The sequence below is a fragment of the Bacillus sp. SRL337 genome (genome assembly GCF_984799155.1).
This window is the reverse complement of the sequence record NZ_OZ481793.1, coordinates 2,170,549-2,194,840: the sequence shown is the minus strand read 5'-3', so window position 1 is coordinate 2,194,840 and position 24,292 is coordinate 2,170,549. Positions and strand designations below refer to the sequence as shown.

37 protein-coding genes are annotated in these 24,292 nt (G+C 42.5%); 28 read left to right on the top strand and 9 right to left on the bottom strand.

Annotated features, from left to right (window positions below; translation table 11 throughout):
• The first annotated feature begins 2 nt into the window (after positions 1-2).
• The 8 genes from nagB (at position 3) to AC4E8A_RS10925 (ending at position 5,455) form a co-directional block, all read left to right on the top strand.
• Positions 3-737, top strand: a complete 735-nt coding sequence (nagB, locus tag AC4E8A_RS10960) for a glucosamine-6-phosphate deaminase (protein ID WP_490198530.1) — start codon at positions 3-5, stop codon at positions 735-737.
• 54 nt (positions 738-791) lie between these two features.
• On the top strand, positions 792-1,520 hold the full coding sequence (locus AC4E8A_RS10955) for a GntR family transcriptional regulator (protein WP_490198529.1): 729 nt from the start codon (positions 792-794) through the stop codon (positions 1,518-1,520).
• A gap of 17 nt (positions 1,521-1,537) precedes the next feature.
• The gene (locus AC4E8A_RS10950) at positions 1,538-2,275 is read left to right on the top strand and encodes an SIS domain-containing protein (RefSeq protein WP_490198527.1); all 738 of its coding nucleotides are present in this window, start codon (positions 1,538-1,540) and stop codon (positions 2,273-2,275) included.
• Positions 2,276-2,452: 177 nt separating this feature from the next.
• Positions 2,453-2,764, top strand: coding sequence for a histidine phosphatase family protein (locus tag AC4E8A_RS10945; RefSeq protein WP_490198526.1), 312 nt, complete (start codon positions 2,453-2,455; stop codon positions 2,762-2,764).
• Between the two features lie 134 nt (positions 2,765-2,898).
• A complete protein-coding gene (locus AC4E8A_RS10940; RefSeq protein WP_490198524.1) occupies positions 2,899-3,165 on the top strand; it encodes a hypothetical protein in 267 nt (88 codons plus the stop codon).
• 174 nt (positions 3,166-3,339) lie between these two features.
• Positions 3,340-3,543 (top strand): hypothetical protein, encoded by a 204-nt coding sequence (locus AC4E8A_RS10935; RefSeq protein WP_490198523.1) that lies wholly within the window; start codon positions 3,340-3,342, stop codon positions 3,541-3,543.
• A 225-nt stretch (positions 3,544-3,768) separates the two neighbouring features.
• On the top strand, positions 3,769-4,314 hold the full coding sequence (locus AC4E8A_RS10930) for a P-loop nucleotide/nucleoside kinase family protein (protein WP_490198521.1): 546 nt from the start codon (positions 3,769-3,771) through the stop codon (positions 4,312-4,314).
• Positions 4,315-4,585: 271 nt separating this feature from the next.
• Positions 4,586-5,455, top strand: a complete 870-nt coding sequence (locus AC4E8A_RS10925) for a cation diffusion facilitator family transporter (protein ID WP_490198520.1) — start codon at positions 4,586-4,588, stop codon at positions 5,453-5,455.
• Positions 5,456-5,772: 317 nt separating this feature from the next.
• Here the strand turns inward: AC4E8A_RS10925 and AC4E8A_RS10920 are convergent, their stop codons facing one another.
• Both AC4E8A_RS10920 and AC4E8A_RS10915 read right to left on the bottom strand, forming a co-directional pair.
• Complete coding sequence (locus AC4E8A_RS10920) at positions 5,773-5,910, bottom strand: hypothetical protein (protein ID WP_490198519.1); 138 nt, start codon at positions 5,908-5,910, stop codon at positions 5,773-5,775.
• Positions 5,911-6,050: 140 nt separating this feature from the next.
• On the bottom strand, positions 6,051-6,419 hold the full coding sequence (locus tag AC4E8A_RS10915; RefSeq protein ID WP_490198517.1) for a hypothetical protein: 369 nt from the start codon (positions 6,417-6,419) through the stop codon (positions 6,051-6,053).
• A 142-nt stretch (positions 6,420-6,561) separates the two neighbouring features.
• On the opposite strand from AC4E8A_RS10915, the gene AC4E8A_RS10910 reads away from it, so the two are divergent.
• Both AC4E8A_RS10910 and AC4E8A_RS10905 read left to right on the top strand, forming a co-directional pair.
• Positions 6,562-6,765 (top strand): zinc ribbon domain-containing protein, encoded by a 204-nt coding sequence (locus AC4E8A_RS10910; RefSeq protein WP_490198515.1) that lies wholly within the window; start codon positions 6,562-6,564, stop codon positions 6,763-6,765.
• Between the two features lie 196 nt (positions 6,766-6,961).
• Positions 6,962-7,108 carry a hypothetical protein gene (locus AC4E8A_RS10905; protein WP_490198514.1) on the top strand — a complete coding sequence of 49 codons (147 nt, stop codon included), beginning with the start codon at positions 6,962-6,964 and terminating at the stop codon, positions 7,106-7,108.
• 321 nt (positions 7,109-7,429) lie between these two features.
• Here the strand turns inward: AC4E8A_RS10905 and AC4E8A_RS10900 are convergent, their stop codons facing one another.
• Together AC4E8A_RS10900 and AC4E8A_RS10895 are read right to left on the bottom strand one after the other, a co-directional pair.
• The gene (locus AC4E8A_RS10900; RefSeq protein ID WP_490198513.1) at positions 7,430-7,585 is read right to left on the bottom strand and encodes a YjcZ family sporulation protein; all 156 of its coding nucleotides are present in this window, start codon (positions 7,583-7,585) and stop codon (positions 7,430-7,432) included.
• A 139-nt stretch (positions 7,586-7,724) separates the two neighbouring features.
• A complete protein-coding gene (locus AC4E8A_RS10895; RefSeq protein ID WP_490198512.1) occupies positions 7,725-8,582 on the bottom strand; it encodes a manganese catalase in 858 nt (285 codons plus the stop codon).
• A gap of 505 nt (positions 8,583-9,087) precedes the next feature.
• On the opposite strand from AC4E8A_RS10895, the gene AC4E8A_RS10890 reads away from it, so the two are divergent.
• From AC4E8A_RS10890 to AC4E8A_RS10870, 5 genes are all read left to right on the top strand, one after another.
• On the top strand, positions 9,088-9,705 hold the full coding sequence (locus AC4E8A_RS10890; RefSeq protein ID WP_490198511.1) for an STAS domain-containing protein: 618 nt from the start codon (positions 9,088-9,090) through the stop codon (positions 9,703-9,705).
• Complete coding sequence (locus tag AC4E8A_RS10885; RefSeq protein ID WP_490198509.1) at positions 9,702-9,896, top strand: STAS domain-containing protein; 195 nt, start codon at positions 9,702-9,704, stop codon at positions 9,894-9,896. Before AC4E8A_RS10890 ends, AC4E8A_RS10885 begins: the two co-directional genes overlap by 4 nt.
• 73 nt (positions 9,897-9,969) lie before the next feature.
• A complete protein-coding gene (locus tag AC4E8A_RS10880; protein WP_490198507.1) occupies positions 9,970-10,494 on the top strand; it encodes a GNAT family N-acetyltransferase in 525 nt (174 codons plus the stop codon).
• 86 nt (positions 10,495-10,580) lie between these two features.
• The gene (locus AC4E8A_RS10875; RefSeq protein ID WP_490198506.1) at positions 10,581-10,796 is read left to right on the top strand and encodes a hypothetical protein; all 216 of its coding nucleotides are present in this window, start codon (positions 10,581-10,583) and stop codon (positions 10,794-10,796) included.
• 239 nt (positions 10,797-11,035) lie between these two features.
• Positions 11,036-11,887 (top strand): cupin domain-containing protein, encoded by an 852-nt coding sequence (locus AC4E8A_RS10870; protein ID WP_490198504.1) that lies wholly within the window; start codon positions 11,036-11,038, stop codon positions 11,885-11,887.
• A gap of 198 nt (positions 11,888-12,085) precedes the next feature.
• Here AC4E8A_RS10870 and AC4E8A_RS10865 read toward each other — a convergent pair whose 3' ends face one another.
• Both AC4E8A_RS10865 and AC4E8A_RS10860 read right to left on the bottom strand, forming a co-directional pair.
• Complete coding sequence (locus AC4E8A_RS10865) at positions 12,086-12,319, bottom strand: hypothetical protein (protein WP_490198502.1); 234 nt, start codon at positions 12,317-12,319, stop codon at positions 12,086-12,088.
• 14 nt (positions 12,320-12,333) lie between these two features.
• Entirely contained in the window at positions 12,334-12,576 is a 243-nt protein-coding gene (locus AC4E8A_RS10860) for a hypothetical protein (RefSeq protein ID WP_490198500.1), read from the bottom strand.
• Between the two features lie 67 nt (positions 12,577-12,643).
• Between AC4E8A_RS10860 and AC4E8A_RS10855 the strand changes: the two genes are divergently transcribed.
• Positions 12,644-13,105 (top strand): Hsp20/alpha crystallin family protein, encoded by a 462-nt coding sequence (locus tag AC4E8A_RS10855; RefSeq protein WP_490198499.1) that lies wholly within the window; start codon positions 12,644-12,646, stop codon positions 13,103-13,105.
• Here the strand turns inward: AC4E8A_RS10855 and AC4E8A_RS10850 are convergent.
• Positions 13,095-13,328, bottom strand: a complete 234-nt coding sequence (locus tag AC4E8A_RS10850) for a hypothetical protein (protein WP_490198497.1) — start codon at positions 13,326-13,328, stop codon at positions 13,095-13,097. The two genes, AC4E8A_RS10855 and AC4E8A_RS10850, sit on opposite strands and share 11 nt — an antisense overlap.
• Before the next feature lie 39 nt (positions 13,329-13,367).
• On the opposite strand from AC4E8A_RS10850, the gene AC4E8A_RS10845 reads away from it, so the two are divergent.
• The 10 genes from AC4E8A_RS10845 (at position 13,368) to AC4E8A_RS10800 (ending at position 21,185) form a co-directional block, all read left to right on the top strand.
• Entirely contained in the window at positions 13,368-14,105 is a 738-nt protein-coding gene (locus AC4E8A_RS10845) for a hypothetical protein (RefSeq protein WP_490198496.1), read from the top strand.
• Positions 14,106-14,769: 664 nt separating this feature from the next.
• Positions 14,770-15,201 carry an Rrf2 family transcriptional regulator gene (locus tag AC4E8A_RS10840; protein WP_490198847.1) on the top strand — a complete coding sequence of 144 codons (432 nt, stop codon included), beginning with the start codon at positions 14,770-14,772 and terminating at the stop codon, positions 15,199-15,201.
• A 152-nt stretch (positions 15,202-15,353) separates the two neighbouring features.
• Positions 15,354-15,731, top strand: a complete 378-nt coding sequence (locus tag AC4E8A_RS10835; RefSeq protein ID WP_490198495.1) for an IDEAL domain-containing protein — start codon at positions 15,354-15,356, stop codon at positions 15,729-15,731.
• 54 nt (positions 15,732-15,785) lie between these two features.
• Positions 15,786-16,907: an NADH-dependent flavin oxidoreductase gene (locus tag AC4E8A_RS10830; RefSeq protein ID WP_490198493.1), complete on the top strand. Its 1,122-nt coding sequence runs from the start codon at positions 15,786-15,788 to the stop codon at positions 16,905-16,907.
• 151 nt (positions 16,908-17,058) lie between these two features.
• Entirely contained in the window at positions 17,059-17,661 is a 603-nt protein-coding gene (locus tag AC4E8A_RS10825; RefSeq protein ID WP_490198492.1) for a nitroreductase family protein, read from the top strand.
• 178 nt (positions 17,662-17,839) lie between these two features.
• Entirely contained in the window at positions 17,840-18,085 is a 246-nt protein-coding gene (locus AC4E8A_RS10820) for a YuzB family protein (RefSeq protein ID WP_490198846.1), read from the top strand.
• Positions 18,086-18,106: 21 nt separating this feature from the next.
• Positions 18,107-18,580: a hypothetical protein gene (locus AC4E8A_RS10815; RefSeq protein WP_490198491.1), complete on the top strand. Its 474-nt coding sequence runs from the start codon at positions 18,107-18,109 to the stop codon at positions 18,578-18,580.
• 97 nt (positions 18,581-18,677) lie between these two features.
• Positions 18,678-19,208, top strand: a complete 531-nt coding sequence (locus AC4E8A_RS10810) for an NADPH-dependent FMN reductase (RefSeq protein WP_490198490.1) — start codon at positions 18,678-18,680, stop codon at positions 19,206-19,208.
• An 80-nt stretch (positions 19,209-19,288) separates the two neighbouring features.
• Positions 19,289-19,441, top strand: a complete 153-nt coding sequence (locus AC4E8A_RS10805) for a hypothetical protein (protein WP_490198489.1) — start codon at positions 19,289-19,291, stop codon at positions 19,439-19,441.
• 295 nt (positions 19,442-19,736) lie between these two features.
• On the top strand, positions 19,737-21,185 hold the full coding sequence (locus AC4E8A_RS10800) for an IS1182 family transposase (RefSeq protein WP_490198488.1): 1,449 nt from the start codon (positions 19,737-19,739) through the stop codon (positions 21,183-21,185).
• A 159-nt stretch (positions 21,186-21,344) separates the two neighbouring features.
• Here the strand turns inward: AC4E8A_RS10800 and AC4E8A_RS10795 are convergent, their stop codons facing one another.
• Together AC4E8A_RS10795 and AC4E8A_RS10790 are read right to left on the bottom strand one after the other, a co-directional pair.
• Complete coding sequence (locus AC4E8A_RS10795; protein WP_490198487.1) at positions 21,345-21,971, bottom strand: FMN-dependent NADH-azoreductase; 627 nt, start codon at positions 21,969-21,971, stop codon at positions 21,345-21,347.
• Between the two features lie 64 nt (positions 21,972-22,035).
• Positions 22,036-22,470 carry a MarR family winged helix-turn-helix transcriptional regulator gene (locus AC4E8A_RS10790; protein WP_490198485.1) on the bottom strand — a complete coding sequence of 145 codons (435 nt, stop codon included), beginning with the start codon at positions 22,468-22,470 and terminating at the stop codon, positions 22,036-22,038.
• A gap of 222 nt (positions 22,471-22,692) precedes the next feature.
• Between AC4E8A_RS10790 and AC4E8A_RS10785 the strand changes: the two genes are divergently transcribed.
• Together AC4E8A_RS10785 and AC4E8A_RS10780 are read left to right on the top strand one after the other, a co-directional pair.
• A complete protein-coding gene (locus tag AC4E8A_RS10785) occupies positions 22,693-23,364 on the top strand; it encodes a DUF421 domain-containing protein (protein WP_490198484.1) in 672 nt (223 codons plus the stop codon).
• Between the two features lie 145 nt (positions 23,365-23,509).
• Entirely contained in the window at positions 23,510-24,253 is a 744-nt protein-coding gene (locus tag AC4E8A_RS10780) for a phosphotransferase (protein ID WP_490198483.1), read from the top strand.
• Positions 24,254-24,292 lie beyond the last annotated feature (39 nt).

Genomic DNA, 24,292 nt, shown 5'->3' with positions numbered 1-24,292 from the left:
CAATGAAATTAATAGAAGTAAAAGACTACCAGGAAATGAGCAGAAGGGCAGCGGAATTCATCATTGATAAAGTCCGCACCGCCAACGCTGTTAATCTCGGTCTTGCAACAGGAGGAACACCGGTTGGCACCTATCAATATTTGATTAAGGACCACAAGAAGAATTTCACCTCTTATAAACAGGTTACTACGTTTAATCTGGATGAGTATGTCGGTCTGTCAGGTAATAACCCGAACAGTTACCGGTACTATATGGATGATCATTTGTTTAACCATATTGATATCGCTGCTTCTCACACTCATATCCCTCAAGGTGATGCAGAAGATTTGGAGAAGGAATGCCGGGATTATGACCAAGAGATTGATAAGCACGGAGGTATCGATCTTCAAGTTCTCGGAATTGGCAGCAATGGGCATATCGGTTTCAATGAACCCGGCACTTCGTTTCAATCCGGGACGCATGTCGTCGACTTGACACCTTCCACAAGAGAAGCGAATGCCAGATATTTTGATACACCGGCGGAAGTACCGACCAAAGCCATTACCATGGGAATCGCAACTATCTTAAAAAGCAGAGAAATCCTGCTTTTAGCTTCTGGCGAAAAGAAACAGGATGCCCTGAAACAGCTTTTTGAAGGGGAGGCAGATGAACGGTTTCCTGCTTCCGTATTGAAGCATCATCCATGTGTTACAATTATCGCTGATGAAGCGGCCATTCCCACTAAGGTTCGAAACTAGAAAAACTGGCCAAGGGACTGGAACTACCAGCAGCAAAGGAGGGGGACCGAGACAATGATTAGGAAGAACTCACCCATACCGATCTATTATCAACTCGGGGAACTGATAAAAGAGCTTATTGAAAAAGGCGAGCTCAAAACAGGTGATGCTGTTCCTGCGGAAAGAGAGTATGCGGAAAAATTTAAAATCAGCAGGATGACGGTCAGGCAGGCTTTTACACAACTGGTTAATGAAGGATACTTACATCGGGTCCAAGGCAGGGGGACATTTGTCGCCGATCGCAAACCTAAGATTGAACAGGGGCTGCAAGGACTGACGAGCTTCACAGAAGATATGGTGGCAAGAGGCATGAAACCGGGCAGCCAATTGGTCAGCTTCGAGATCATTCCGGCAACAATGGATATTGCCCGCGAACTTGGCATTCAAGAATATGGACCGGTTTATGAAATTCAGCGGATCCGCTTAGCAGACGATATGCCAATGGCTTTGGAAACGAACTATATTGCAGCCAACTTTATAAAGGGATTGACAGAGCAGATCGTCAACCAATCTTTATATGCGTATATAGAAGAGACATTAAATTTAAAAATCGACCATGCTTCCCAGGTCATTGAATCATCAATTGCCGACGAGATGGAGGCTGAGTATTTATACGTGCAGGAGGGAGCTCCCGTGATGCTCATTCAACGAAACACATTTCTTGCAGATGGCACTCCTGTTGAATACGTAAAATCCTCTTATCGGGCTGACCGCTATAAATTCAAGATTCAGATGAGCAGGTAAAGGAAGGGGACTGTAAATTGTTTAAAACATACTTCCAAAAACTCAAACTATTATTAGATCGGGTAGAAAGAGACGAAACAGTTACTATCCAGAAAGCAGCCTCTGCAATTGCCCGATCTATTCAAAACAACGGGGTTGTTCATGTGTTCGGCTGTGGACATTCACATATCCTGGGAGAGGAATTATTTTACCGTGCAGGTGGACTGGTTCCGATAAACCCGATTTTAGTGGAAAACTTAATGCTTCATAAGGGGGCAGTCCGATCTTCCCAGTTGGAAAAGGATGAACAACTTGGTATGGAAATTTTGTCGGAGGTCGATATCCGTCCGGAAGATGTGGTCATTGTGGTCTCGACATCAGGCAGGAATCCTGTCCCTATAGATGTGGCGCAAACGGCCATGTCCAAGGGGGCTTTCATTATTGGAATCACATCCCCTCGCTATTCAGACACCCAGGCTTCCCGACATAGGTCAGGAAAATATTTATTCAATTCTGTTGATCTTGTGATTGATAATCATATCGACATTGGAGACGCGCTTATGGAGGCTGAAGGAATTGAGTCTTCCTTTGGTACAGGCTCCACTGTCATCGGCACAGCCATTGCCAATGGGATCATGGTTGAAGCAGTGAAAGAGATGAAACAAAATGGCTTTCAACCTCCTATTTTCAAAAGTGGTAATGTTGATGGGGCAGAAGAGCATAATCGAATCTTGATTGATAAGTACAAAGACAGGATTCCGCTGCTCGTTCTCTAATTTGAATGAATGCACGAAGGTATCTAGGAGTTTTCAGATGCCTTTTTTGTGTGCATAAAGGCTAAGGGGATTTCTTTTCGTTCCATATGCGTTAGCCTGAGGGTATACACCAAGATTCAGGAGGTTTTTTATGAAATTGATTTTCATCAGGCATGGCCAGGGTAACATACACTGAATTTGCCGGACAGCCTTCAGATTGAGGATCCAGGATTGACGCTGGAAGGAGTAGCCCAAGCAGCAGCTCCCAGGAAAAAATTCACTTTAACAGAGGATGATCTCTTGATCGCCAGCCCTGTAAGACGGACATTGGAAACAGCCTCGATCTTTAGTAAGGACACAAGATGCGAGAAGACGGCAAGCCCTCTTGTTTCTCCTCGAATGTTCCCGCAGAAACCCGAATGGAATACTCTTCCTTGTGATACCATCATGCCTCAACACAAAATGAAAGGCTGTTTTCGTATAGATAGTTGCTTTCGGAAAAATCCTTAAAGCCGGATTTTTCCCCTGCATACTAAGTTTTACGCTCTGAACGAAGAGACAAACTCTTTTCTCTCTTGCTTAACAGGTTTTTTTCCGATTCATTACCCCACTATTTTAGCAACAAAATTTACGAAAAGAGCCTATTGAAAAAAGAATTTCCTTCTTTCAAATTGGATAAGCCACAATCTGATAGGTTATGGACAGACGGTATCAATAAAATGGGTGGACATGAGTTCCGAAGCCTTGCCGGCGGTTTTCTGAAATGGTGCAGGAGCAAAGGGAAAAAGCGGGTTTTTATCGTCTCTCACGATGGGACAATTACATCTTTCAGACAATTCATCAACGCAACTGCTCTCAGCCGGGACGATTTCCCAAAAGAGACGGGATATTTTGAGCTGGACGATCAATAAATCCCTGTTCTAAGATTACATGCTGGACAACTTCACCTTTAATTTAGAAGGTCGGTTGCAACGCTTTAATTCTACCCTTCCAAAACAGGAAGGCTTTTTTCTGAAACTTTCTTCAACCCAAATTCGTCATTAAACTCAAGTACTTTAACAAATTTTTCAAACGCGGTCGAGCTAATGTTTTTCTTGATCCTGCTTCTTTTGATTGGGTACAGCGGATCTGCAATCAAAGCACACGCTTTCTCAGAAGTGAAGGCAGAAGAGATACCTGAAAAAAATCGAAGCGTTATCGAACAGGTTACTAGTACGGAAGAGGAAATGGATCGATTTAAGCAAAAAAACAGCCAGAATCATTTTCTCAGTCAGGAATTATTTCTGTGAAAGAAATGACCCTTGGAGAAGTAGAGAACAAAGGGGGATGATGACAGTTTCACTATCCATCTTAACAATCAATCCAGGGAGTTGAAAGAATTACCTTCAGGAATTAAATAAGGGCTATGAGTTTCTAGTGTTTGTTAAAAGAAAAAGAGACAGCCCTTGAATCCATTGGAGGATGTTTTAAAAGAACGCATCTCAATATATAAGGATAATGAAAGGAGTGTCATAATGAACAGACTGGTCATCTTGACAGTAGGTAAAACCCATAGCGGAAAATCTACATTTGCAAGAATGTTAGAAGAAAGACTTGATCATTCTGTAGTGATTGATCAGGATCATCAAGCTGAGTTTCTTACTACAATATACCCAAAATTGCTTCCTGCAGAAGGTCCCAATAAACTGAAATATGCTGTATCAAAGACCATTCTGGATTACGCTGCTGAGCATACTGATTACCATCTGATCCTCTGTAATTCCAACCGTCATCAAGGGGGACGCTTAAGGATCCTCGATTATTTCCATGAACGGGGCTTAAAATCGATTCTAGTGAACTTCAACATCCCTGATGATACCCTTAGAATGCGCATTAAACAAAGCAATCGCAGTACCAGGATATTCAGGAGCGCCTCTACTTTTTCTGAAGTATTAACCAGACAAAATGAGGAAGAAGCAGACCATCCGAATGAGCAAGAGGCGGCTCATTTTTTTACCATTGAAACACCCGAAGAGGTTGAGCAGGTCATCAAGGAAATTCTGAAAGTAAGCGAAAGCTAAAAAGGAAAGGGGATACAGTGAAAGTGTTAAGCAGCATTTTCTGTGCCTATCTTGACGACCGTTTCTGGTAGGCTTCACGTTATTCGGTCCCAGTCGAGCGACAAATGGGGTGGGAACTATTCCAGTAGACGATAATCCCTTTGGTTTTGAGCGTGGGAAACTTTGTTTCTTGCCCCCGATTAAGTAAGGAAAAGGAAAGAACGTTGCTATAGACCCACTCAATGATCGCTTGGTAGTATAAATAGTGGCTGCTAGAGTGGAGGATAGTGGAATGGAAAAAGAAAAGTATGCAGATTTAAAAATAGGGGAGAGGGCGGCAATTGTCAGTATAGTGGCCTACCTCACCTTGTCGATCATAAAATTGGTTATCGGGTATACTGCGAACTCAGAAGCCCTCCGTGCAGATGGACTGAATAATACTACCGATATCATAGCTTCAGCTGCCGTCTTGGCTGGCCTGAAATGGTCACAAAAACCAGCTGATAAAGATCACCCCTACGGACACTGGAAGGCTGAAACGATCGCCTCCTTAATTGCTTCTTTTATTATGATGGCAGTGGGGGTGCAGGTACTGATTGGAGCCGTCATTTCTGTCATTGAAGGAAAGCAGCAGGCACCGGATATGATTTCTGCCTGGACAGGCATATTCAGTGCGGCGGCTATGTTCTTTGTTTACAGATATAACAAAAAAATTGCTCAACGTATCAACAGCCATGCAGTGATGGCTGCCGCTAAAGATAATTTGTCAGATGCGTGGGTGAGCATTGGGACAGCAGCAGGCATCATCGGCGCCCAATTCAACCTCACCTGGCTGGACCCTGTGGCAGCTGTAGTGGTCGGTTTCATAATTTGCAAAACGGCGTGGGATATCTTCCGGGAGTCCACTCATTATTTGACGGACGGCTATGATGAAACAAAAGTAGAAACATATCATGATTCCGTGATGAACGTGTATGGTGTCAAAGGCGTAAAAGATATAAGAGCCAGGGCTTACGGAAACAATACAGTGGTTGATGTGGTAATCCTTGTAAGCTCGAATTTGGATATCCGCGATGCCCATGATATATCCACCAAGGTCGAGGACTATTTGAAAGAAACGCATAATATTTATGACGTCCATGTCCATGTTGAGCCTAACTAAGCCAGAAAACACTTCTTTGTCACGCGGTTTTCTTTTTGTAAGTGAGTGATGGCAACTGTGAAATTGGGAGGATAAAGCGGAGAAAGCAGTGAAAAGAGTGGTCTTAGCGTAATGACCATAGTGAACATCATACCACTCTAAAATAGGGAGTTTTAGTGGGTTAGGTGTTTCATGAGTTTTTTCATAGGATCAAAATTATTGCACTTTAAAAATTGGAGTTTTTTATATTGCTCTTCATAAGACTTAGAAGCCAGTTTATCCATCATTATTTTTTCCGTCGTTCCTCTAAAACAAAAATCTCCCCTGACTCGGAACGGTTAAGGGGTGTGTAAAAGGTATTCCATCTCTTCTTCAGAGACAAATTTCCAATGGATCTCATTAATTAATTCTTTGTCGGACGGTTCAAGTAATTGATCGATTTCATCATAGGTAAGCTTTGTGATGCGTGTATTCATGCGGTTTCACCTGTCCTTTCACTAGATGATTCGAATGATTGTTTCGATTTTTGGGGGTGGCAGTCGATTTCATTATACCCAGATACCCTTCACACATAACAAAACACCCCAAGCCGGCTGTTTAGGGTGCACTTGTTAAATTACTTTAACCCGAAATGTGTCCTGGTCAAAAGCTTGTCCTTTCTAAATGAAACACTTAAAAAACCGTTACCTTCCCCCTCCCATACATAGGTTGCATTGGGATCACCTTCTTCGGTAATGAGTTTTCCTTCAGTCCCTATAATCGCTTTGACTTCCTCATAACTCATCCCTTTCCCCAGCTGGTTATATATTTCAAGAGTGACAGCCCCAGTTGATTTTTCAACCTGCCGTGGAGCCCCTCCATCACTTGCTTCTTGAACACCAGCCTCACTTTCTGTTTCAAGCCGGCAGCCGCCTAGAAATAGTGATGAAGCGATTGCTGCTGCAGCGCTTAGGCGCATGATTTTAATATCAATTCGTTTTCCCATTGGTATCCTCCTTGAAGCGTTTCTGGTTCTTCACCTATATAACTATTGTTTCGGGCAGATTGTTTCATGAATTTTTCAGAAAAGAAACCTTTTCCCACTACCACCCGTATATAGTAATAAGAAATTAAAGGAGGAAGATCATATGTCAAATCAAGGATGTATAAAATGCGGGAGTACGGATGCCGGAAAGAAAGAAGTCGCTATGACAGGGACCGGCCTATCGAAGATGTTCGATATCCAGAATAACCAATTTATTGTAGTCTTTTGTAAAAACTGTGGGTATTCAGAATTCTACAATAAAAATGCTTCCACATCGTCAAATATACTGGACTTATTTTTCGGGTGAAGACAGCTTATTTAAAAAGTTATTTCCCCAGTCTGTCTGCTATGGGTATGACACCTGTTATACATTCTGTAGCTCTTTTCGCCAACTTTTCTCCATTTATTGGGAGGGCCGTTATATGTCACCTATTCCACTAGAAATATCTCGAAAAGGAAGATAGAAAAAAGCGGCTCTTCCATTAGGGTAGAAGAGCCCTAGTATGGCAAAGGAAAAATACGGATCCTGGGATTTTTCCAAGAGCAACAATCAATACGAAAACAGCCTTTTCTTTTCACTGACCTATTTCACTTTCGTCCAGCAAATGGGAATACCAGTTTTTCTTGGCCCCGTCATTTCCTCTTCATGAGTTTTGGATTCAGGTTTTCAGCGCCTGCAGGGAAGGGATAAGAAGGGACTGTGGACATTGAAACGAACATCATTTCAAAGACTGCCTCGAATGTATGTACTAATGATTTTGATCGGGAAATTGATTTTTGACATGATGAAGGGCTTTCTTTTAATCAGTCTTGTTTCTTGGCAGCCTATACATTGTTTCACTTTGACGACCCTTTTCATAATGAAAAAGAAACTGAAGTGTAAGGGACAATACCTACGAAAAGTGGTTCCTAATTTACCAAAAAGGCAGGTTTGAGGTAACCTGCCTTTTTGAAATGACTTCTTTTTTATATTACCAGCCTCCGCCGTAGCCGTAACCGCCGCCGCAGCCTCCGCCGTAGCCACCTCCAGAACCCCCGCCAACGTATGCTGAACCGACGATCACTAAAAGGATGAACAAAACGACAATCAGCGCAAATCCTGCGCCATATCCTCCTGTACCACTCATGTATTCCACCTCCTTTCATAGAGATGGAATAGTATATGTGATGTATATGATATGGTAAGGGCAAGAGCCCTGAATGACAGGCATGCCCAGGAATTTGTTGGTTTTATAAATGGTTGAAGCACAATGTCCTGTTCGCCGTTTAACACATGTTCGGCGGCGGCATGACATCACTTTTAAGGACGGAAGGCAGTGTGTCATGGATATAGGAAGGGGCTGGACTCAAGGTTGGTTTTGGACCGAACGGGACAGGATTTTCAACATAATTGAAGGTGCCCAATCCATCCATGCTCGGACCGCTCGCCCATCTTCCGGTTGCACTTTTGTTTCCTCTGGACAGATTGAAAAGTGTATAGGAAACTTCTTGTTTTTCCAACTCTCTCGGGAATGTGCTTGGTACAACGACATTTTCCTTTGCCTCTAACTCTTTGATTGCCGCAATCCATTGATTTTGATGCATGGTATCCCGGGCAATCAGCCATGAGAGCATATCTTTGACTCCGCGGTCGGTAGTAGATTCATACAGTCTCACAACTTGGAGGCGTCCCTGTGATTCCGCGTTCAAGTTAGCCCTGAAATCAGCCAGCAGGTTACCACTGGCAATAATATAGTCAGCTGTCCATCTGTTCCCGACACTGTCCGCCGGCATGGCCCCCAAACCCGACACGATGGCATGCTGGGGGTTCATTCCGCCAAGGATCGCTCCAATGATCGGGTCCTTAGCCGCCACTTCCAAATCGCCTACAGGTGCTCCTTCCAAGAGTCGTGCAATCATTGTAGCCAGCATTTCAATATGAGCGAGCTCTTCAGCACCTGTATCCATTAATAAGTCTTTATATTTGCCATTCCCTCTGACACTCCATCCTTGAAAGAGGTATTGCAGGGCAACTGATATTTCACCAAACTGCCCGCCAAGCACTTCCTGCAGCTGCTTTGCAAACAATGGGTCAGGTCTATCAGGTTTTGCTTGATATTGCAGTTCTTTAACATGATAAAACATTGGGCATATCTCCTTTTATAGAAAGATTCCTTTTATGGTATTTGAAATACCCAATTGTGTGTATGTCTATATGGAGATTGTCATTGAGAGGTATATAACAAAGGCTTCCGATGAATACCCTGCAAGGCAAAAAAGAGCATTTGGAAAATGACAAGAAGGGTTCTATCGGAAACGATCCAATTTCACGGAAAATAATAGTACTAAAACCTGGATTAAATGATAAAAGCCATTCATTCTTATTGGCGGCTGTGTTAAATTAATTATAATCAATTAAAATATAAGGAGCAGCTGCATTGAAACCAACAATCAGCAAACTTGCTGCATTTCTAAAGGCTCTTTTCGTAAACTTAGTTGCTATTCAATAGGAATGACAAATACTATTTTGGTTATTCACCGGATAACCCCCTGTAAGCAGGAAAGAAAAGAGCTACTCTCCCTTATTCAAGGGGTAATCGATGGAATATAGGGGAAAAATCTGGCTCTTAGGATTTTTCCGAGAGCAACAATGAATGCGAAAACAGCCTTTCTAAAAGATCAAAACATCCAACTTGCCAATGATATCGTAGGTACCGTCATTCAAAAGATGAACTTATCGATTCCGGAAGTGGAAATCCATCGGGCCAGCGATATGTATCAGGTACTGTTAAGCTTCCTAAGCATGTCACTTGAAACTGAAGATCGGGATATTCCAGATGAAGGAATTGAATGGAGTAAGCATAACGCCTATGAACAAGTATCCGCTAACAGAAAAATCTCAGAAATCATTCTGCGTTATCCGCCAACAAGGGAAGGATTTACAGATTTAGTCTCTGGATGGGCAAGCCACTTTCACCTTTCTACAGAAGAGTATACGATTGTATTGAAAAAGATTAATAGAATGCTGGATGTCAGCCTGGAGAAAACTGTGATAGCCTTCGAGGAATACAATGCCAGAATAAAGGAAAAATTCGCAGACGAAATTGACATCATTTCATTTCCCCTTGTGCCGCTCACTGAAATCATGGCTGTTGTCCCTCTTGTGGGGAATCTTGATGAGCACAGGACTAACCATTTGATTGATTCCGTATTGCCGCAAGTCAATAACCTCAAAATAAACCATCTGATTGTTGATTTTCAGGAGTGAATGAAATCGATGAACTGGCAGCCAGAAATCTCCAGAATGCGGGTTCGATGCTCAGGCTGCTGGGAATAAACGTGATTTCGACAGGTATCACCCCGAAGCTGGCGCACGCTGCAGTAACAATCGGGATAGGGTCAGTTGGCGTGAACTCTTATCATAGTGTGAGACAAGCATTGGAAATGATCAAATCGTAACGGACGTACCCCTGGAAGGTGCGTCTTTCTTTCTCAAGTATTTATATTTACTATTAGCTGGGGGAGTAGAAATATGAGAATCAGAAAAGCCATAGCTTCTGATGCAATGGGTATCGCCAAGGTTCAGGTCGATACCTGGAGGACAACCTACCAAGGGATAGTCCCGGATGATTATCTTGACTCTATGACTTTTGAGAACCGGGAATACAAATGGAAGGAAATACTCAAGGAAGGGACCGTTTATGTAGCAGAAGAAAAAGGAAAGGTCTGCGGGTTTTCCTGCGGAGGTAAACAGCGATCCGAAAATTATCCAGCTTATGCAGGTGAGTTATACGCCATTTACCTTGACCAACAGTACCAAAGGAGAGGAATTGGATCGTTGCTTCTCAAGCCCGTACTGAATGATCTTGCTGATATGAGTGTTTATACTATGACAGTGACCGTTCTACAAGATAACCTCTCAAGACTGTTCTATGAGTCTCTTGGTGCAGAGGTTGTCGACAGGATAGATACAGAAATTTCCGGCATAACCATACCGGAGCTTGTTTATGGTTGGAAGAATACCAGGAAGATAGAGCTGAAAGGCATTCACAAATAATATGATTTGGCTCCGTTATCTATTTCGTCTTCGTTTCATATAGTGGTAAAAAGGGATGTTATCCTGTATGAAGCGGGTGGGTAAACGTGTACGTTGTCTATTTTCATGAAGGCAAAAATCTGCTGCTGCATCAGCTCCGGCAGAATGTACCTCAGTCAGGGGAAGAATTTAAGATCAAAGGAAGGAAGGCCAAGGTCCTCAGCTCCCAAATTACAGAAGGAAATCAAGTTCAAGTACAAGTCAGCCTGGAGCAGATCAGCAAGAAGGCACCGGTCGACCTCTCGAAGAAGAAAAAGAGATGATGCCGGTGGCAGTTCATTGAATAAAATGGACTGCTTTTTTATTTTGGGGTGTTTTCGCATAGATAGCTGCTTTCAGGAAAATCCCGGAAAGCCGGCCGTTCCCTTGAGGACTAGAGGGTGTGTTTCTCAACAGGGGGAGCATCTCTTTTCTTTCCTGCTTACAGGGAAGGTTCTATAAGTACATTCTTCCATCCTGGGAATATGATGAGTTGTAGAACCTTGGAAGGAGATGATCTACCTTGTACAATTTTTCTTCATTTCATATAAAAGAAAATGTCCCAAGGACGAATAACGAAACAACCGAAGAGATTTTAACGATCCTGCAGAAGAACGCTGAACTCATCGACCTTTACCGCCGTTTAATCCAGGATGCACCAAACCCATCGCACCGTGGAATCTTATTCGATTCATTACAGAACAAAGAATTTCATTTAAATCAATTCACCGCTCTGCATCATCTAACTGGAAGTAAGCCTGCATATGATATAGAACAAATTTCATATGGAACCTATAAGGAAGGATTGGACATAGCTTTTCAGGCTGAATTTGAACAGTCCGAAGACTACCGAAGCCATTACGTTATAATGCAAGGCCCGCATATCCAGAATGCCCTTCTTCATGCTTTCTCTGCGCAGAGAGAGAATGCGCTGCGGCTTCACATCCTGCTCTCAGAATCAAAGAGCAGAAGCCTGGATAAAGGGGGAGATCCTTTGGTCGTGGATATAGAAAAAGCTACAAAGGATAATGATACTTACCGGACCGCACTATGGACTGGAGATCATTTGCAAGTGACCTTGATGAGCATCAACGCAGGCGACGATATCGGCCTTGAGATACACCCGGACACTGATCAATTCATCCGGATTGAAGATGGACAAGGGCTTGTCCAGATGGGCAGCAGCAAGAATAATCTGACATTCCAGCAGCAGGCTTATGCTGATTATGCTGTCATGATACCTGCAGGAACCTGGCATAACATCACCAATACAGGGACTGTGCCTATGAAGGTTTATGCCATCTATTCCCCATCGGAACATCCATACGGGACGGTCCATAAAACAAAAGCCGATGCGATGGCAGCAGAAGGATGAACGAAAGCATCCATCTCCATTGAGATGGATGCTTTCATTTTAAACCACGGATCTTTTTTATGGCTTTTTTCATTAATGTCGCTTTCTCCTCGAAAAAGGGAGAGTATCTCTTTTCTATCCTGCTTACAGGGGGATCCGGTGCATGGCCAAAATAGTTTCTGAAATTCTATTGAATAGTAACCAAGTTTACGAATGGGTCTATACCAAACTGTTCTTTACAGCATTACTATCATTGACATCCTGATCATTGACAATACTCAGTGGTGTATTGAAGAAAACGGCATCTCCGGTTTCCTCTCCATAACCATAATTCAATTTAATTGAAAAGAATGTATCCAGCTGCTGAGTTGGACCTAAACTGATGAACGATCCTCGGTCAATGGCATTTGCTTTAATGCCGACCATGTTGATGACAACAGGACTTGTAAACATTTATATACACCCCTTCATAATTTTGTCGGCAGCGATTGAAAGGAGGAAGGTGAGTCGATCTGGTCTTTATCATCCACGAAGCTCCTGGTTCCCATAAAGGTGCTCTCATCTCCAAAATTCTGTCCATAGCCCTGATTTTTCTTATCGGAATTATGCCATTCGGCAAGTAAATTTTGTCCGATATTCACCGCTGACGCATTTTCAAAGGAATTAATCTTCAACAAATAAATATTAATATTAATAGAGCTGCCCGCCAAGATGGTTACCCCCTTTTTACAAATATATTAAGGGTTCTGCCATTTATGAGAGGAAGGAGGGAAAGACTTGGATTTTGACAAACTGCAGCAGTGGATGGACATTGCTCAAAAGTATCAGGTTGGCGATTTTTGGAACAACGTCTTTGACCAGGATTCTGCCAAAAACTTTATGAATGAGTTCTCAAACGATTCTCAACAGCAGCAAAATGTACAAAAAGACCATCCCCCTGTCGATATCTTTACGTTGGATGCACAAGTCGTCATAATGGTCGAGGTCCCAGGGGTCGATAAGCAGGATATTCAGTTGACCGTCAGCGGCCACCGCATGACGATAAAAGGAATGGTGCGCCTTCCTTTCAAACCTGAAACCACGATTAAAAATGAAAGAAATTATGGAGAATTCCAGCGGACGTTCGAGCTTCCCGAACCGACGGACGGAAGCCAAATTAAAGCACGCTATAACCACGGACTGCTGGTCCTGACCTATCCGATGCAATATGCTGCAGAAGAACGAGTCATTATTGATTGAACTTCTCAGCCTCAGCATCGGTGAAATCACGGTCATCCACCTTTTGCGTCCCATTTATAAAGATCACACCATCACCGCCTTCTTCACCGAACCCTTCATTACGCTTGTTGGCAACATTTTTATTAAGGCTGCAGATGCGGCTTAACGATACGGAAGACCCTTTATCCATTGATGTGATGCTGGTATACGAAAGATTGATCGTAGTTTTACTTTTTTCCATCATAATCCCTCCGGGTAAAAATATAATATGTGTGGTGATGAAATGCCTATAAAAGGAATATTCACGGGAAATGACAAACATGACGACATCCAGGAGAGAATTCAGCAACTTGAACATGATGTGAAAAGGATCAATTCACTTGATGTCACAATGAAACGATTCACAAATATTGAAGGCAAGATCCACTCTTTACTGCTGAGCCAATCCTCTTCCCGGCAAAATCCTGCTGTAAAACGTGAACCTAACAGGGAGCGAATTGATTCTCAATCTGAGTTTATAAAACAGGTGAAGAGCATGGTGGCCTTAGAGGTATCTCAACAAGTGAAAAAATGGGACAACCAGCAGAAACAGCTGCAAGCACTTCATAAAGATGTCCAAGATTTAAATGAAACCTTATGGGGGCAACAAGAACAGGTTGAAACCCTGATGAAGGAATTGGACGTTTTAAAGGGAAGAACAGGGAATCCGGCAGAAGAAAAAGAAAAACAGGTGATCTATCAGGACATCACAATTGAACGGATGATGATTGATAAATATGAATTAAATAATAATATTCCACAGCTCGGTGTAAAAGAGCTAAGCGGCTTCTTGAACATCGGTGCAACCTATGGAAGAGGGATGATTCCTGATGAACTTGCTGAGGATTTCAAAAATGGGATGGAAGGGTTCAAAAATATGAAAGACGAGGATACGACGGAAAGCGGCCAGTCAGAAGAAACCAGTGAAGAAAAAGGGACAACTGATGAGGAATATACTGAAATTAAAATCGATGATGAGTAAGATACCCCTTCAGAAATGATACACTGATTTTAGCTCAAGGGCATCCGTTGTCGCTGCAAATACTTGGACATCTATGGTGAAAGTTCCGTAGAAACCTTTCCCAAATTCTCCATGGTAAACCCGATCAACCAGATGTCGACGCCTTCCTTAGCCAAAGCAAGCGCTGCGGCCTGGCCGATTCTGCGGCAGGCACCGCTAATGAGGACAACTGTCTGTCACTGATTCCATATCCATCTTTCCTTTCTATGCTGAAAGATTTTTCTTCTCAAGATTTTGACCAAAATGCAGTAGAATTCAACATTTTCCCCTAAGAATAGGCAGTTTCAGATAGATTATGGCTTCCGGAAAATTCAGACCCGGATTTTCCCCCTTGAGACCAGAGGCTTTTTTATCTCAAGGAGTGCGGCTATTTGTGTTAAGTAGTAACAAAAGGGAGCAGCCTCAACATAAAGAAGACCTTTACGCAGTTTGGCGGGTTTGCATGTGAATGAAGTTTTTGGAGAGGGGAAGATAGGATGGGGCAAGGTCTTCAACATTCTGGTGCCTTGTACACTGCCCGCGAATTGTAACTGGCACTTCTATAGGCACCCACTAACTTCGCCCATTGACAAACTGAACTGTAAATCTTATGATTACAGTAAGTTGTCTGGAGGAAGTGATGGAAGTGAATAGTGAATTTACGATTGCCGTTCACAGTCTTGTCTATTTAGCGTATCTGCCTGATCATATGGCAAGCAGCCAGGCAATTGCCCAAAATGTTGCGACCAATCCGGTAAGGGTGAGGAAAATCATGAGCGCCCTTCGTGAAGCTGGTTTTGTCAGAACAAAAGAAGGGACAGGCGGGGGATATACACTCGCTGCCGAACCAGGGGACATCACCCTTGGACAGGTGTACCGTTCTGTATCTTTCGGGGCAATCAAGCCGGCCTGGTGCAAGGGAGAACGCGAGGAATCTTGTATGATTTCGACCAATATCCAGGAAGTCGTGAATGGAATCTTTTCAGATGCCGATCAGTTTTTTGCTGAGTATCTTGATAAAACGACGATTAAATCCGTTTTGGAACAAATAAAACAAACGATGGACACTACTAGTTGACTTCAGGAACTGTAAATTATAAGATTACAGTAAGTAATATTTGAGGTAACTCACAACTAAATAGAATTTTCTGCTTAGGTGAACAATCATTTAAGCTTTTCTTTTAATCCAACTGTAACTTTTCTAATTACACTTAAAAAGAAGGTGAAGGCATGAATGGGAAAAACTTTATTACAGGTGACTGGGTAAAGGCTAAATCGATGGAAGGTGAACTTCTGATCGGATATATTGAAGGTGTGAATGAAGAAAGAAAAACGGCCAGGATCAAGGTAGTGCAGGCAGAACAAGGCTTTATCTCAGGAAGGGCAATCGAGACACTGCTCAGCACGGTAACCCTTCTGCCATCTGCAGATAATTTCACAAAAGAAACCGTAATGGAATTGATTGACCTTGCCCTTCTGACTCGTGATGAGAAATGGTTCAATGAACTGACCGACGAGCTCAAGAGGTTTGAAGAGACAACAAATAAGGGAAGTGTGACGAGGCCAACCACCTCTGTCAACAGATTACATTTTCCTCATGTTAAGTAGGAAAACACAAACAATACGACAGTCAAACAATGAAGTGAATAGGAGTGCAATGAAATGAATGATAACCATAAGCCGCTTATAGAGCCTTTTCAATTTAATAATGGGATTCAATTAAAAAACCGGATCGTCCTTGCGCCGATGACCAACTTCGCCTCCCATCCTGATGGAACTGTGAGTGAGGAAGAAATCAATTATTATATCCGCCGCTCACAAGGCGTGGGGATGGCCATCACTGCGTGTACGTATGTGACACCGAATGGGAAGGGGTTCCCGGGTGAGTTTGGTGCTGACAATGATGAAATGATTCCGAGCCTGAAGAGGCTGGCCGATGCCCTTAAAGAGCAGGGTGCAAAAGCGATCCTGCAAATCTTCCATGGAGGCAGGGCATGCCCTCCTGAACTCGTACCTAATGGGGAAATTGTCAGTGCAAGTGCAGTGGCCGCCGAGGGAAATGAACATACCCCGCGGGCATTGAATGAACGGGAAATAGACGATATCATCAAGTCTTTTGGCGAGGCAGCGCGACGGGCCATCCAAGCCGGCTTTGATGGAGTCGAGATTCATGGGGCAAACGGATACCTTATCCAGCAATTCTTTTCCCCTCATTCCAACCGCCGTAATGACAAGTGGGGAGGCAGCCTCGATAAGCGGTTAAATTTCCCTCTTGCCATTGTTGATGAAGTGAAAAAGGCTGCGGCCAAACATGCTGATGATTCATTCATCATCGGGTATCGTTTCTCCCCTGAAGAACCCGAAACTCCAGGGATCACAATGGATGAAACACTTGTGTTAGTAGACAAGCTGGCAGATAGGAATCTTGACTATATCCATGTATCGCTGATGGACTTTTGGTCTGAGCCGAGACGCGGAGTAGAGCCGGATAAGTCCCGGATTCAATACTTGCTTGATACAATCGGGGAGCGTGCTCCTTTAATCGGGGTCGGCGGGATCCACACACCTGAAGAAGCAGTGAAAGCGCTGCAGGCAGGAGTTCCTTTATTGGCGCTTGGCCGTGGATTAATCATGGAACCGGATTGGGTGCAAAAGGTTGAAGAGGGCCGTGAAGATGATATCGCCACAACTCTTTCCAAAAATGATCAGGAGAAATTGGTCATTCCGGATGACCTGTGGCATGCGGCCATCAACACGCCAGGATGGTTCCCGGTGGAAGAGTAATTCGTTTAGACCAGCCATTTGATTTGTGAATGGCTGGTTTTTGCAGGTAATGAAACGACAAGCCACACACCATTTCTGATCAATTTCAATGTTAAAACAAGGATATCCTTCATATATAACTAACAGGCTGGAAATGCAGGAGGTGACAGAATTGGATATATTAGAAGCAATTAAATCCCGAAGAAGCATGGGGTTGGTGAAGGATGAGCCGGTTTCTGAAGAAGTCATCAATCAGATTCTTGAGGCAGGGAATTGGGCACCGAGCCATTTCAAAACTGAACCATGGCGCTTCTTCGTTATGCAAGGGGAGGGAAGACGCCCTCTTGGCAGGGTGCTGGCTGAAATTGCTAAAGAGAGCATGGATGACCCTTCATCTGAAACCAACACCAAGAAACTTGAAAAGACGCTGGAAAAACCGTTCAGGGCCCCGCTTGTCATTACAGTGGCAGTTGAACCTACACCTGACAATCCTAAAGTGATTGATGTAGAAGAATATGGAGCAGTATTCGCTGCCATACAAAATATGCTCCTTGCCGCGCATGGACTGGGCCTGGGAGGTTTTTGGAGAACCGGAAAACCATCTTATCACTCAAAGATGAAAGATCTTTTCGGCCTCTCGGAAAAAGGGGAAGTACTTGGCTTTCTTTACTTCGGTTATCCAAAGAGAGAAGCCCCTCCCGGCAAGCGAAAAGAACTTGCGGGATGTGTAAAGTGGCTTTCTGACGAAAGTGACTATGAAAATCTATCTTCCTGATAAAATGTAACCCTGCCCTTTCCTATTCATAGGGCAGGGTTTTAAAAATGTTCGATTTAGTCCAAGTTGACGGCGTCCATTTTTGTTATAATAATACTTTAAGCTGGAACCAAAGTGGATTTCGTTCCCTATACACAATATATGTTAGCACTTCATCATGAAAAGGAGGGAGACAATGATGGGTATTGTAGTGGTCGAGATATGTGACGGCAGTTTGATTAATTCTCTCAATCTGGAAGAAATACTGGAATCCAAGTATCCGGAAGTATCAGTACTTGAAAATACTTGCCTTTCTTTCTGCGGGATGTGCGCCAAACGCCCTTATGCCATTGTGAATGGAAAAAGGATTTTTGCCAAAACAGCAGAAGAATGCTTGAAGAAAATAGAAGAACACATTGAAAACGAACTTGCAATCTATGCATAAGATGGAATGGTGAGGGTTAGGATGAAATTGATTCAGATCTATACGAACGCACTGCGACTGCCGAAAAAGCAGGCACGCATTTTCTTGAACAAAACGAATTTGACGCAAACATTACTGTATTTGTTTTCGCTGGTGATCCTTATTAATCTCCCCGGCTTTTTGGGTGTGCTGGTAAATGGCAGAGGGAAGACGGAAAGCCTATTTTTCCTTCAGTACGTCGTATTGGGGCCGTTTTTTGCCGCTTTTGCCTTGCTGGCAGCGATTTCCGTTACCGCAAGTATATTAGTGGGAATAGCCGTTCTAGCCAAAAGAAAATTGAAGTACCAATACCTATGGAAAATGACGGCATTCTCGCTGCCCCTGCCTATCCTCACAGCCTTCCTTATTGATTTATTCATTTCGCAGGATGTGTTGACCACCGCTGCTTTTTTGATCGTTTTTTTCTCGATTCATTTAAAAATGATGAATGATTTTCCCAAACGAAAGCAGAAATAACGAAAAACCATAAGTTATATGGTACTGTAGAATAGTAAAAATTATTTGAACGTTCATTGTACAACAACGAGTATTATTCATTGGGAGGTATGCTGTTATGAAGCTTGTAGGAATTTCAGGTGCTTTGGCGGGTTCGAAGACAGCCATTGCAGTAAAAGAAACATTGAGCATGGCAAACCGTCATGACCAAAACCTGGATACCATAATGATTGACCTGAAAGATTTCGATGTTGAATTCGTTAAAGGATATCCCTTGGAAAAGTATAACGAGGATACCCAGAATGTGGTCAGGACGATTCTTTCTGCAGATATGCTGGTAATTGGAACACCTATTTATCAGGCTTCCATATCCGGGGTGTTGAAGAATCTTTTCGATCATATTCCGCAAGAGGCTTTTAATGGTAAAGTGGTAGGGATGGTGGCGACTGCTGGTTCCGAAAAGCATTACCTTGTTCCAGAGTATCACCTCAAACCGATTATCGCCTTTTTGAAAGGGACCTTGCCGGCAAGAAATGTATTCGTTCACAATTCTTGTTTTGATAACTCGAACAAGATTACTAATGAAGATGTACTGAACCGGATGGATCATATGACTCAGGAGATGATAAAGCTCCAACAAACATTGTAAGTCCTGTTCCTTTGAATGCTGCATTTTCTATTTTTTTGTATATGCAAAGGGTTATACATATCCAGTCGGGGGGCGTGGGGATGAAGGGAGAAAAGCCGGTTCATTACGATGGCAGCGAAAATAATCCTTCTTTCTCAAAGGCTGTTTTTGCATTCATTGTTGCTTTCGGAGACCTTGGTCAAATCCCTTATTTTCCATATCAGAATGACAAAAAAGGATGCCTCGTCCAATGAGGGCACTGAAAAAGTCCAATAAAGTTCTAAAAGGCAGAATCGCTCACCTCAAAGAGCGATTCTGCCTTTTTTACTTCAGATTTTACGAAAAAATGTTGATTTCCGTTCCAGGTGCACGACTCCGCGGGGCGGGCGTTGAGCCTCCTCGGCTTCGCCTGCGGGGTCTCACCTGTCCCGCTAGTCCCGCAGGAGGTCGTGCACCTTCCACTCCAATCAACATTGAGAAAAAGAACACTACCCGCTAATAAATCCTTACTTTATAATAGAACTAACAATATTAAGTGGGTGGTTTCCAGTGATTCAACAACAACAAACAATGATGTTCAGTAAGTATATGGACCTTTATGATATCGTCGTTCCTCAGGACAATATGTTAAGGAAAATAAACGATTTAATCGATTTCTCCTTTATTTTTGATGAATTAAAGAATAAATATTGTCATGATAATGGGCGAAATGCGATTGATCCTATTCGCATGTTCAAATATTTGTTTTTGAAAACCATTCACGATGTATCAGATGTCGATATTGTTGAGCGGTCTAAATATGATATGTCTTTCAAGTATTTTTTGAATATGGCTCCAGAAGAGCCCGTCATTGATTCAAGTTCTCTGACTAAGTTTCGTAAACTTAGGTTAAAGGACATGAACTTATTAGACATGCTTGTCAACAAGACGGTTGAGATTGCCATAGAGAAAGAAATTATAAAAAGTAAGTCCATTATTGTTGATGCCACCCATACCAAAGCCCGCTATAATCAAATGAAGCCAAAGGAAATTCTTATGGAGCGCTCCAAGAATCTTAGAAAATCGATTTATAAGATTAACGAAAGTATGAAGGACAAGTTCCCTGTGAAGCCAACCAATGATGTTCTGGAAGATGAGATAACCTACTCACAAAAGCTCATTAAGGTGATAGAAAAGGAAGAAATCCTTTTAGAATATCCCAAAGTGAAGGAACAGCTTAATCTCCTGAAAGAAACGGTTGCCGATGATATTGAGCAGCTCCAGTGCATGAATGATCAGGATGCCAAAGTGGGACACAAAACAGCAGATTCCTCCTTTTTTGGCTATAAAACTCATCTTGCGATGAGTGAAGAACGTATTATTACAGCCGCAACCATTACCACTGGAGAAAAGAGTGACGGGAAAGAACTGCAGACACTCATAGAGAAAAGTAAAAACGCGGGCATAGAAGTGGAGACGGTTATTGGGGATGCGGCCTATTCCGAGAAAGATAATATTGAATATAGTGAAGGAAATGAAATCAAACTGGTTTCAAAATTGAACCCTCTAATCACTCAGGGTGCTCGAAAAAAAGAGGACGAATTCGAATTCAATAAGGATGCGGGTATGTATGTCTGCAAGGCAGGACATATGGCTATAAGGAAAGCTAGGCAAGGTAAAAAAGGAGTAGGCAAAAACCAGGCAGACACCTATTATTATGACGTGGATAAATGTAAGAGATGCCCACTGAGAGAAGGGTGCTACAAGGAAGGAGCCAAAAGTAAGACGTATTCCGTTACTATAAAGTCCGATCAGCACTCCTCCCAAGCAAAATTCCAGGAAAGCGAGTATTTTAAGGAAAAGGCAAAAGAACGATATAAAATTGAAGCGAAAAATAGTGAACTAAAACACAGACACGGGTATGATGTAGCAGAATCCTCGGGTCTAATTGGCATGGAATTACAAGGTGCCATGGCTATATTCGCGGTAAATATTAAAAGGATCCTAAAACTAATGTGATAATAAAGGGCAGCATATATGTTTATATCCAAGAAAAAGGCACCCCTTCTTCCTTTTATAGGAAGAAGGGGTGCCTTTTTCTTTATTAATTTTAGTTATAGTTTAGAAATCGGCAGATTTTCAGTGCCCTCCGTCCAATAGGCATCCTTTTTCACTATTTTACTTTTGACGTGCAATCTCTGACGCTTTTGTTAACCCGCCTTCGACAATGGCTTCAGCTTGATCAGGGAACTGGTTATGACCTTCTATGATCACTTTTTCAATGTCTTTCACTCCCCAGAAGCCAAGCATCGTTTCCACATAATGCACGGACATTTCAGAGCTTTGGGCAGGACCTCCAGAATATACTCCGCCTCTGGCATTCAATAACACTGCTTTTTTGTCAGCAAGCAAGCCGACCGGACCTTCAGGTGTATAGCGGAATGTTCTTCCCGCTTGAGCCAAATAGTCCAAGTAGGTGTGCAATACTGCCGGCACAGAAAAGTTCCATAGCGGGAAAGCAAAGACTACTTTATCCGCTTCGAGGAATTGGTTTAAATATTGGTTCACTGTTTCTGTCGCTGTTTTTTCTTCCTGGGTCAGGTCCATCCCTTTGGAAAGCTTGAACATGCCATTGATCATTTCATTATTGTAGTAAGGAAGATTTTCCTCGAATAAGTCAAGTTCGATGATATCGTCTTCGGGATGTGCTTCCTTATAATTGTCTAAAAAAGCGTGATACAGTTTTACGCTTACAGATTGATCGATTGGTCTGCAATTCGCTTTAATAAATAATACTTTTTCCACGATGAAAAAACCTCCGTTGAGTCATTCTTAATGTTGTTATAGCAACTTATTAAAAGAGAGAAACTTACAGCTCTCTTTGGACATTTGCGTTGATCTTTGAAAGAAGTCTTTCCAATTCCTTAAGCTCAGCCTGCGAGATACCATTGCAAACAATCTCATTAAATTCTTCTGCAACCGGAAGGACTTGACATCCCAGTTCTCTGCCTCTATCTGTGAGATACAGTTCGAGGGAGCGGCGGTCTTTACGGCAGCTCATTCGTTTGATGAACCCCTTCTTCTCCAGACTGGAAACCATCCTGGCAATATTCGTCTTATCTTTTCCAAGCTTTTCGGACAGCTGATTTTGGGTTATGCCATCCTTTTCCCAAAGCAGCAGCATGACAAGATTCTGCTCAGGCGCAAGATTGAATACCTCGAGTTTAGATTTAATATAGCTGGTAAGATTCAGGTCGGTCTTGTGAATTTTGATACTGACATAATCTTGAAATTGAATGTTCACCGAATTCCTCCAATTATTAGTTGCTATAACGACCATTCACTCGAAACAGTATACTCATTATGAATTGAGGTGTCAAATCACTAAACTTTCATTCGTACCGAAATGGAACAAATAAAGTCTATTTTTTGACATCAGGGGCAACTTAAAGAGAAAACTATTGCTCATGTTACCAAACGCATTATTAATTTGAATGAACGAATTCGAACGGTCTGGGGTGGGAAAATGATAGTAATCCTGAAGATTTTAACCTTATATTTAGTGACCATAGCTGTTATGAGATTAATGGGGAAATCGACTATTGTACAAATGACACCTTATGATTTAGTGGCAATTATCATTGTTGGTACAATTGCCTCTGAACCTCTCATCAGCACCGACTTTTGGCCAACAATCCTGGCTTTAGGGATCCTCGTTGCCTTACATGTATTTTTTTCGAAAATGACCTTATGGCAGTGGGGGAACCGGTTCTTTCTCGGAGAACCTACTCTGCTGATCAAGAATGGTGAGATCATAGAGGATAATATTGAAAAATCCGTGCTATCTGTCGCTCAGCTGCTTTCTATTCTTAGGAGTAAGGGGTATCCAAAGGTTTCCGATGTGGAATATGCGTTATTAGAACCAATCGGAGAGGTGAGTGTGATTCCTAAAGCGGAAAACACACCGGTCACTGTTCAGCATTTGGAAATACCCATTGATGATGAGGGACTGCCCATTTCTGTAATCATCGATGGAAGGATTCAAACTCGCAACCTGAAGTTACTGGGAAAAACAAAAGAATGGCTCATTGGACACTTGGATTCACGGCATTTGAACCAAAAGGATGTATTGTACGCGTACGTCAACGAAAAAACAAAGAAACTGCAAATACATAAGCGTAATAATTTAACACATTAAACCACTAAAGGGGACAGTCCCTCTTAGTGGTTTAATGTGTTAAAGCATGCCACTTGATCACTTGGGAGGTCTTTTCTTTTTTATTGAGAAGGGGATTATGTTTTTATCGAGAAGAAGTAGTTCAGCAGATAAAGGAGAGATAATAATGGATGATCAATTGGCAGACAAATTAAAAAAGGTTACGGAGAAGCCTTTTTCAGTTCAAAAGCTTGAAGAACAAGGCTGCACTTCAGAAGTTTCTAAATTGGTGTGCGGGAAACAAACCTACATAGTAAAGAGTTCATACCAACCAAAATACCGTGAATGGCTGAAAGCGGAAGCAGAGGCCCTGAAAAAGCACAACCGCCTTCCAGTGCCAGCCTTTATTGAATTTGTTGAGGAGGAAGATAGCAGCCATCTGCTAATGACCTTAGAAGCAGGAAACACCCTCAGAAAGGCATTAACTGAAGCAGATACCTTGGAAGAAGAATTAGAGCTCCTCAGAAGCTTCGGCCGCTTTCTTCATCAATTTCATGAATCCAACAAATCCCAAGTAACTGACTCCTTATGGCTGGAACAGCAATTGTTCAAAGCAGAACGTTATTTGTCAGAAGGGGAAGCGGAAGGATCGGTGGAACTTCTGGAATACCTGAAAGTGAACAAACCGGGACTTGCTGTACAAACACTCATCCATGGAGACTGTACGACAGATAATGTCCTCGTACAGGATGGACAAGTGTACATGTTCATTGATGCAGCAGGAATGGCAGTCGGCGATCCGAGTTATGATGAAGCACTTGCCATTGGCCGTTTCAAAGAAAATAAAAAGCACCTTGATGCCTTCTACGAGGGATATACACGCAATAGGATTTCGGAAGAAGAATATCGTTACTTTAATCAGGGGCTTTAAGAGTTTTTTTAGAAAGGGAAAGATCCTGTATCACAAGCT

Excerpts from the sequence above, each read along its gene's own strand:
- AC4E8A_RS10900 (WP_490198513.1), bottom strand. The coding sequence starts at position 7,585 with ATGAGTGGTACAGGAGGATATGGCGCAGGATTTGCGCTGATTGTCGTT.
- AC4E8A_RS10955 (WP_490198529.1), top strand. The coding sequence starts at position 792 with ATGATTAGGAAGAACTCACCCATACCGATCTATTATCAACTCGGGGAA.
- AC4E8A_RS10830 (WP_490198493.1), top strand. The coding sequence starts at position 15,786 with ATGAATGATAACCATAAGCCGCTTATAGAGCCTTTTCAATTTAATAAT.
- AC4E8A_RS10915 (WP_490198517.1), bottom strand. The coding sequence starts at position 6,419 with ATGGGAAAACGAATTGATATTAAAATCATGCGCCTAAGCGCTGCAGCA.
- AC4E8A_RS10930 (WP_490198521.1), top strand. The coding sequence starts at position 3,769 with ATGAACAGACTGGTCATCTTGACAGTAGGTAAAACCCATAGCGGAAAA.
- AC4E8A_RS10935 (WP_490198523.1), top strand. The coding sequence starts at position 3,340 with ATGTTTTTCTTGATCCTGCTTCTTTTGATTGGGTACAGCGGATCTGCA.
- AC4E8A_RS10905 (WP_490198514.1), top strand. The coding sequence starts at position 6,962 with ATGGCAAAGGAAAAATACGGATCCTGGGATTTTTCCAAGAGCAACAAT.
- nagB (WP_490198530.1), top strand. The coding sequence starts at position 3 with ATGAAATTAATAGAAGTAAAAGACTACCAGGAAATGAGCAGAAGGGCA.
- AC4E8A_RS10785 (WP_490198484.1), top strand. The coding sequence starts at position 22,693 with ATGATAGTAATCCTGAAGATTTTAACCTTATATTTAGTGACCATAGCT.
- AC4E8A_RS10810 (WP_490198490.1), top strand. The coding sequence starts at position 18,678 with ATGAAGCTTGTAGGAATTTCAGGTGCTTTGGCGGGTTCGAAGACAGCC.
- AC4E8A_RS10925 (WP_490198520.1), top strand. The coding sequence starts at position 4,586 with ATGGAAAAAGAAAAGTATGCAGATTTAAAAATAGGGGAGAGGGCGGCA.
- AC4E8A_RS10850 (WP_490198497.1), bottom strand. The coding sequence starts at position 13,328 with ATGATGGAAAAAAGTAAAACTACGATCAATCTTTCGTATACCAGCATC.
- AC4E8A_RS10780 (WP_490198483.1), top strand. The coding sequence starts at position 23,510 with ATGGATGATCAATTGGCAGACAAATTAAAAAAGGTTACGGAGAAGCCT.
- AC4E8A_RS10895 (WP_490198512.1), bottom strand. The coding sequence starts at position 8,582 with ATGTTTTATCATGTTAAAGAACTGCAATATCAAGCAAAACCTGATAGA.
- AC4E8A_RS10910 (WP_490198515.1), top strand. The coding sequence starts at position 6,562 with ATGTCAAATCAAGGATGTATAAAATGCGGGAGTACGGATGCCGGAAAG.
- AC4E8A_RS10805 (WP_490198489.1), top strand. The coding sequence starts at position 19,289 with ATGAAGGGAGAAAAGCCGGTTCATTACGATGGCAGCGAAAATAATCCT.
- AC4E8A_RS10835 (WP_490198495.1), top strand. The coding sequence starts at position 15,354 with ATGAATGGGAAAAACTTTATTACAGGTGACTGGGTAAAGGCTAAATCG.
- AC4E8A_RS10920 (WP_490198519.1), bottom strand. The coding sequence starts at position 5,910 with ATGAATACACGCATCACAAAGCTTACCTATGATGAAATCGATCAATTA.
- AC4E8A_RS10815 (WP_490198491.1), top strand. The coding sequence starts at position 18,107 with ATGAAATTGATTCAGATCTATACGAACGCACTGCGACTGCCGAAAAAG.
- AC4E8A_RS10880 (WP_490198507.1), top strand. The coding sequence starts at position 9,970 with ATGAGAATCAGAAAAGCCATAGCTTCTGATGCAATGGGTATCGCCAAG.
- AC4E8A_RS10890 (WP_490198511.1), top strand. The coding sequence starts at position 9,088 with ATGAATGCGAAAACAGCCTTTCTAAAAGATCAAAACATCCAACTTGCC.
- AC4E8A_RS10865 (WP_490198502.1), bottom strand. The coding sequence starts at position 12,319 with ATGTTTACAAGTCCTGTTGTCATCAACATGGTCGGCATTAAAGCAAAT.
- AC4E8A_RS10820 (WP_490198846.1), top strand. The coding sequence starts at position 17,840 with ATGGGTATTGTAGTGGTCGAGATATGTGACGGCAGTTTGATTAATTCT.
- AC4E8A_RS10845 (WP_490198496.1), top strand. The coding sequence starts at position 13,368 with ATGCCTATAAAAGGAATATTCACGGGAAATGACAAACATGACGACATC.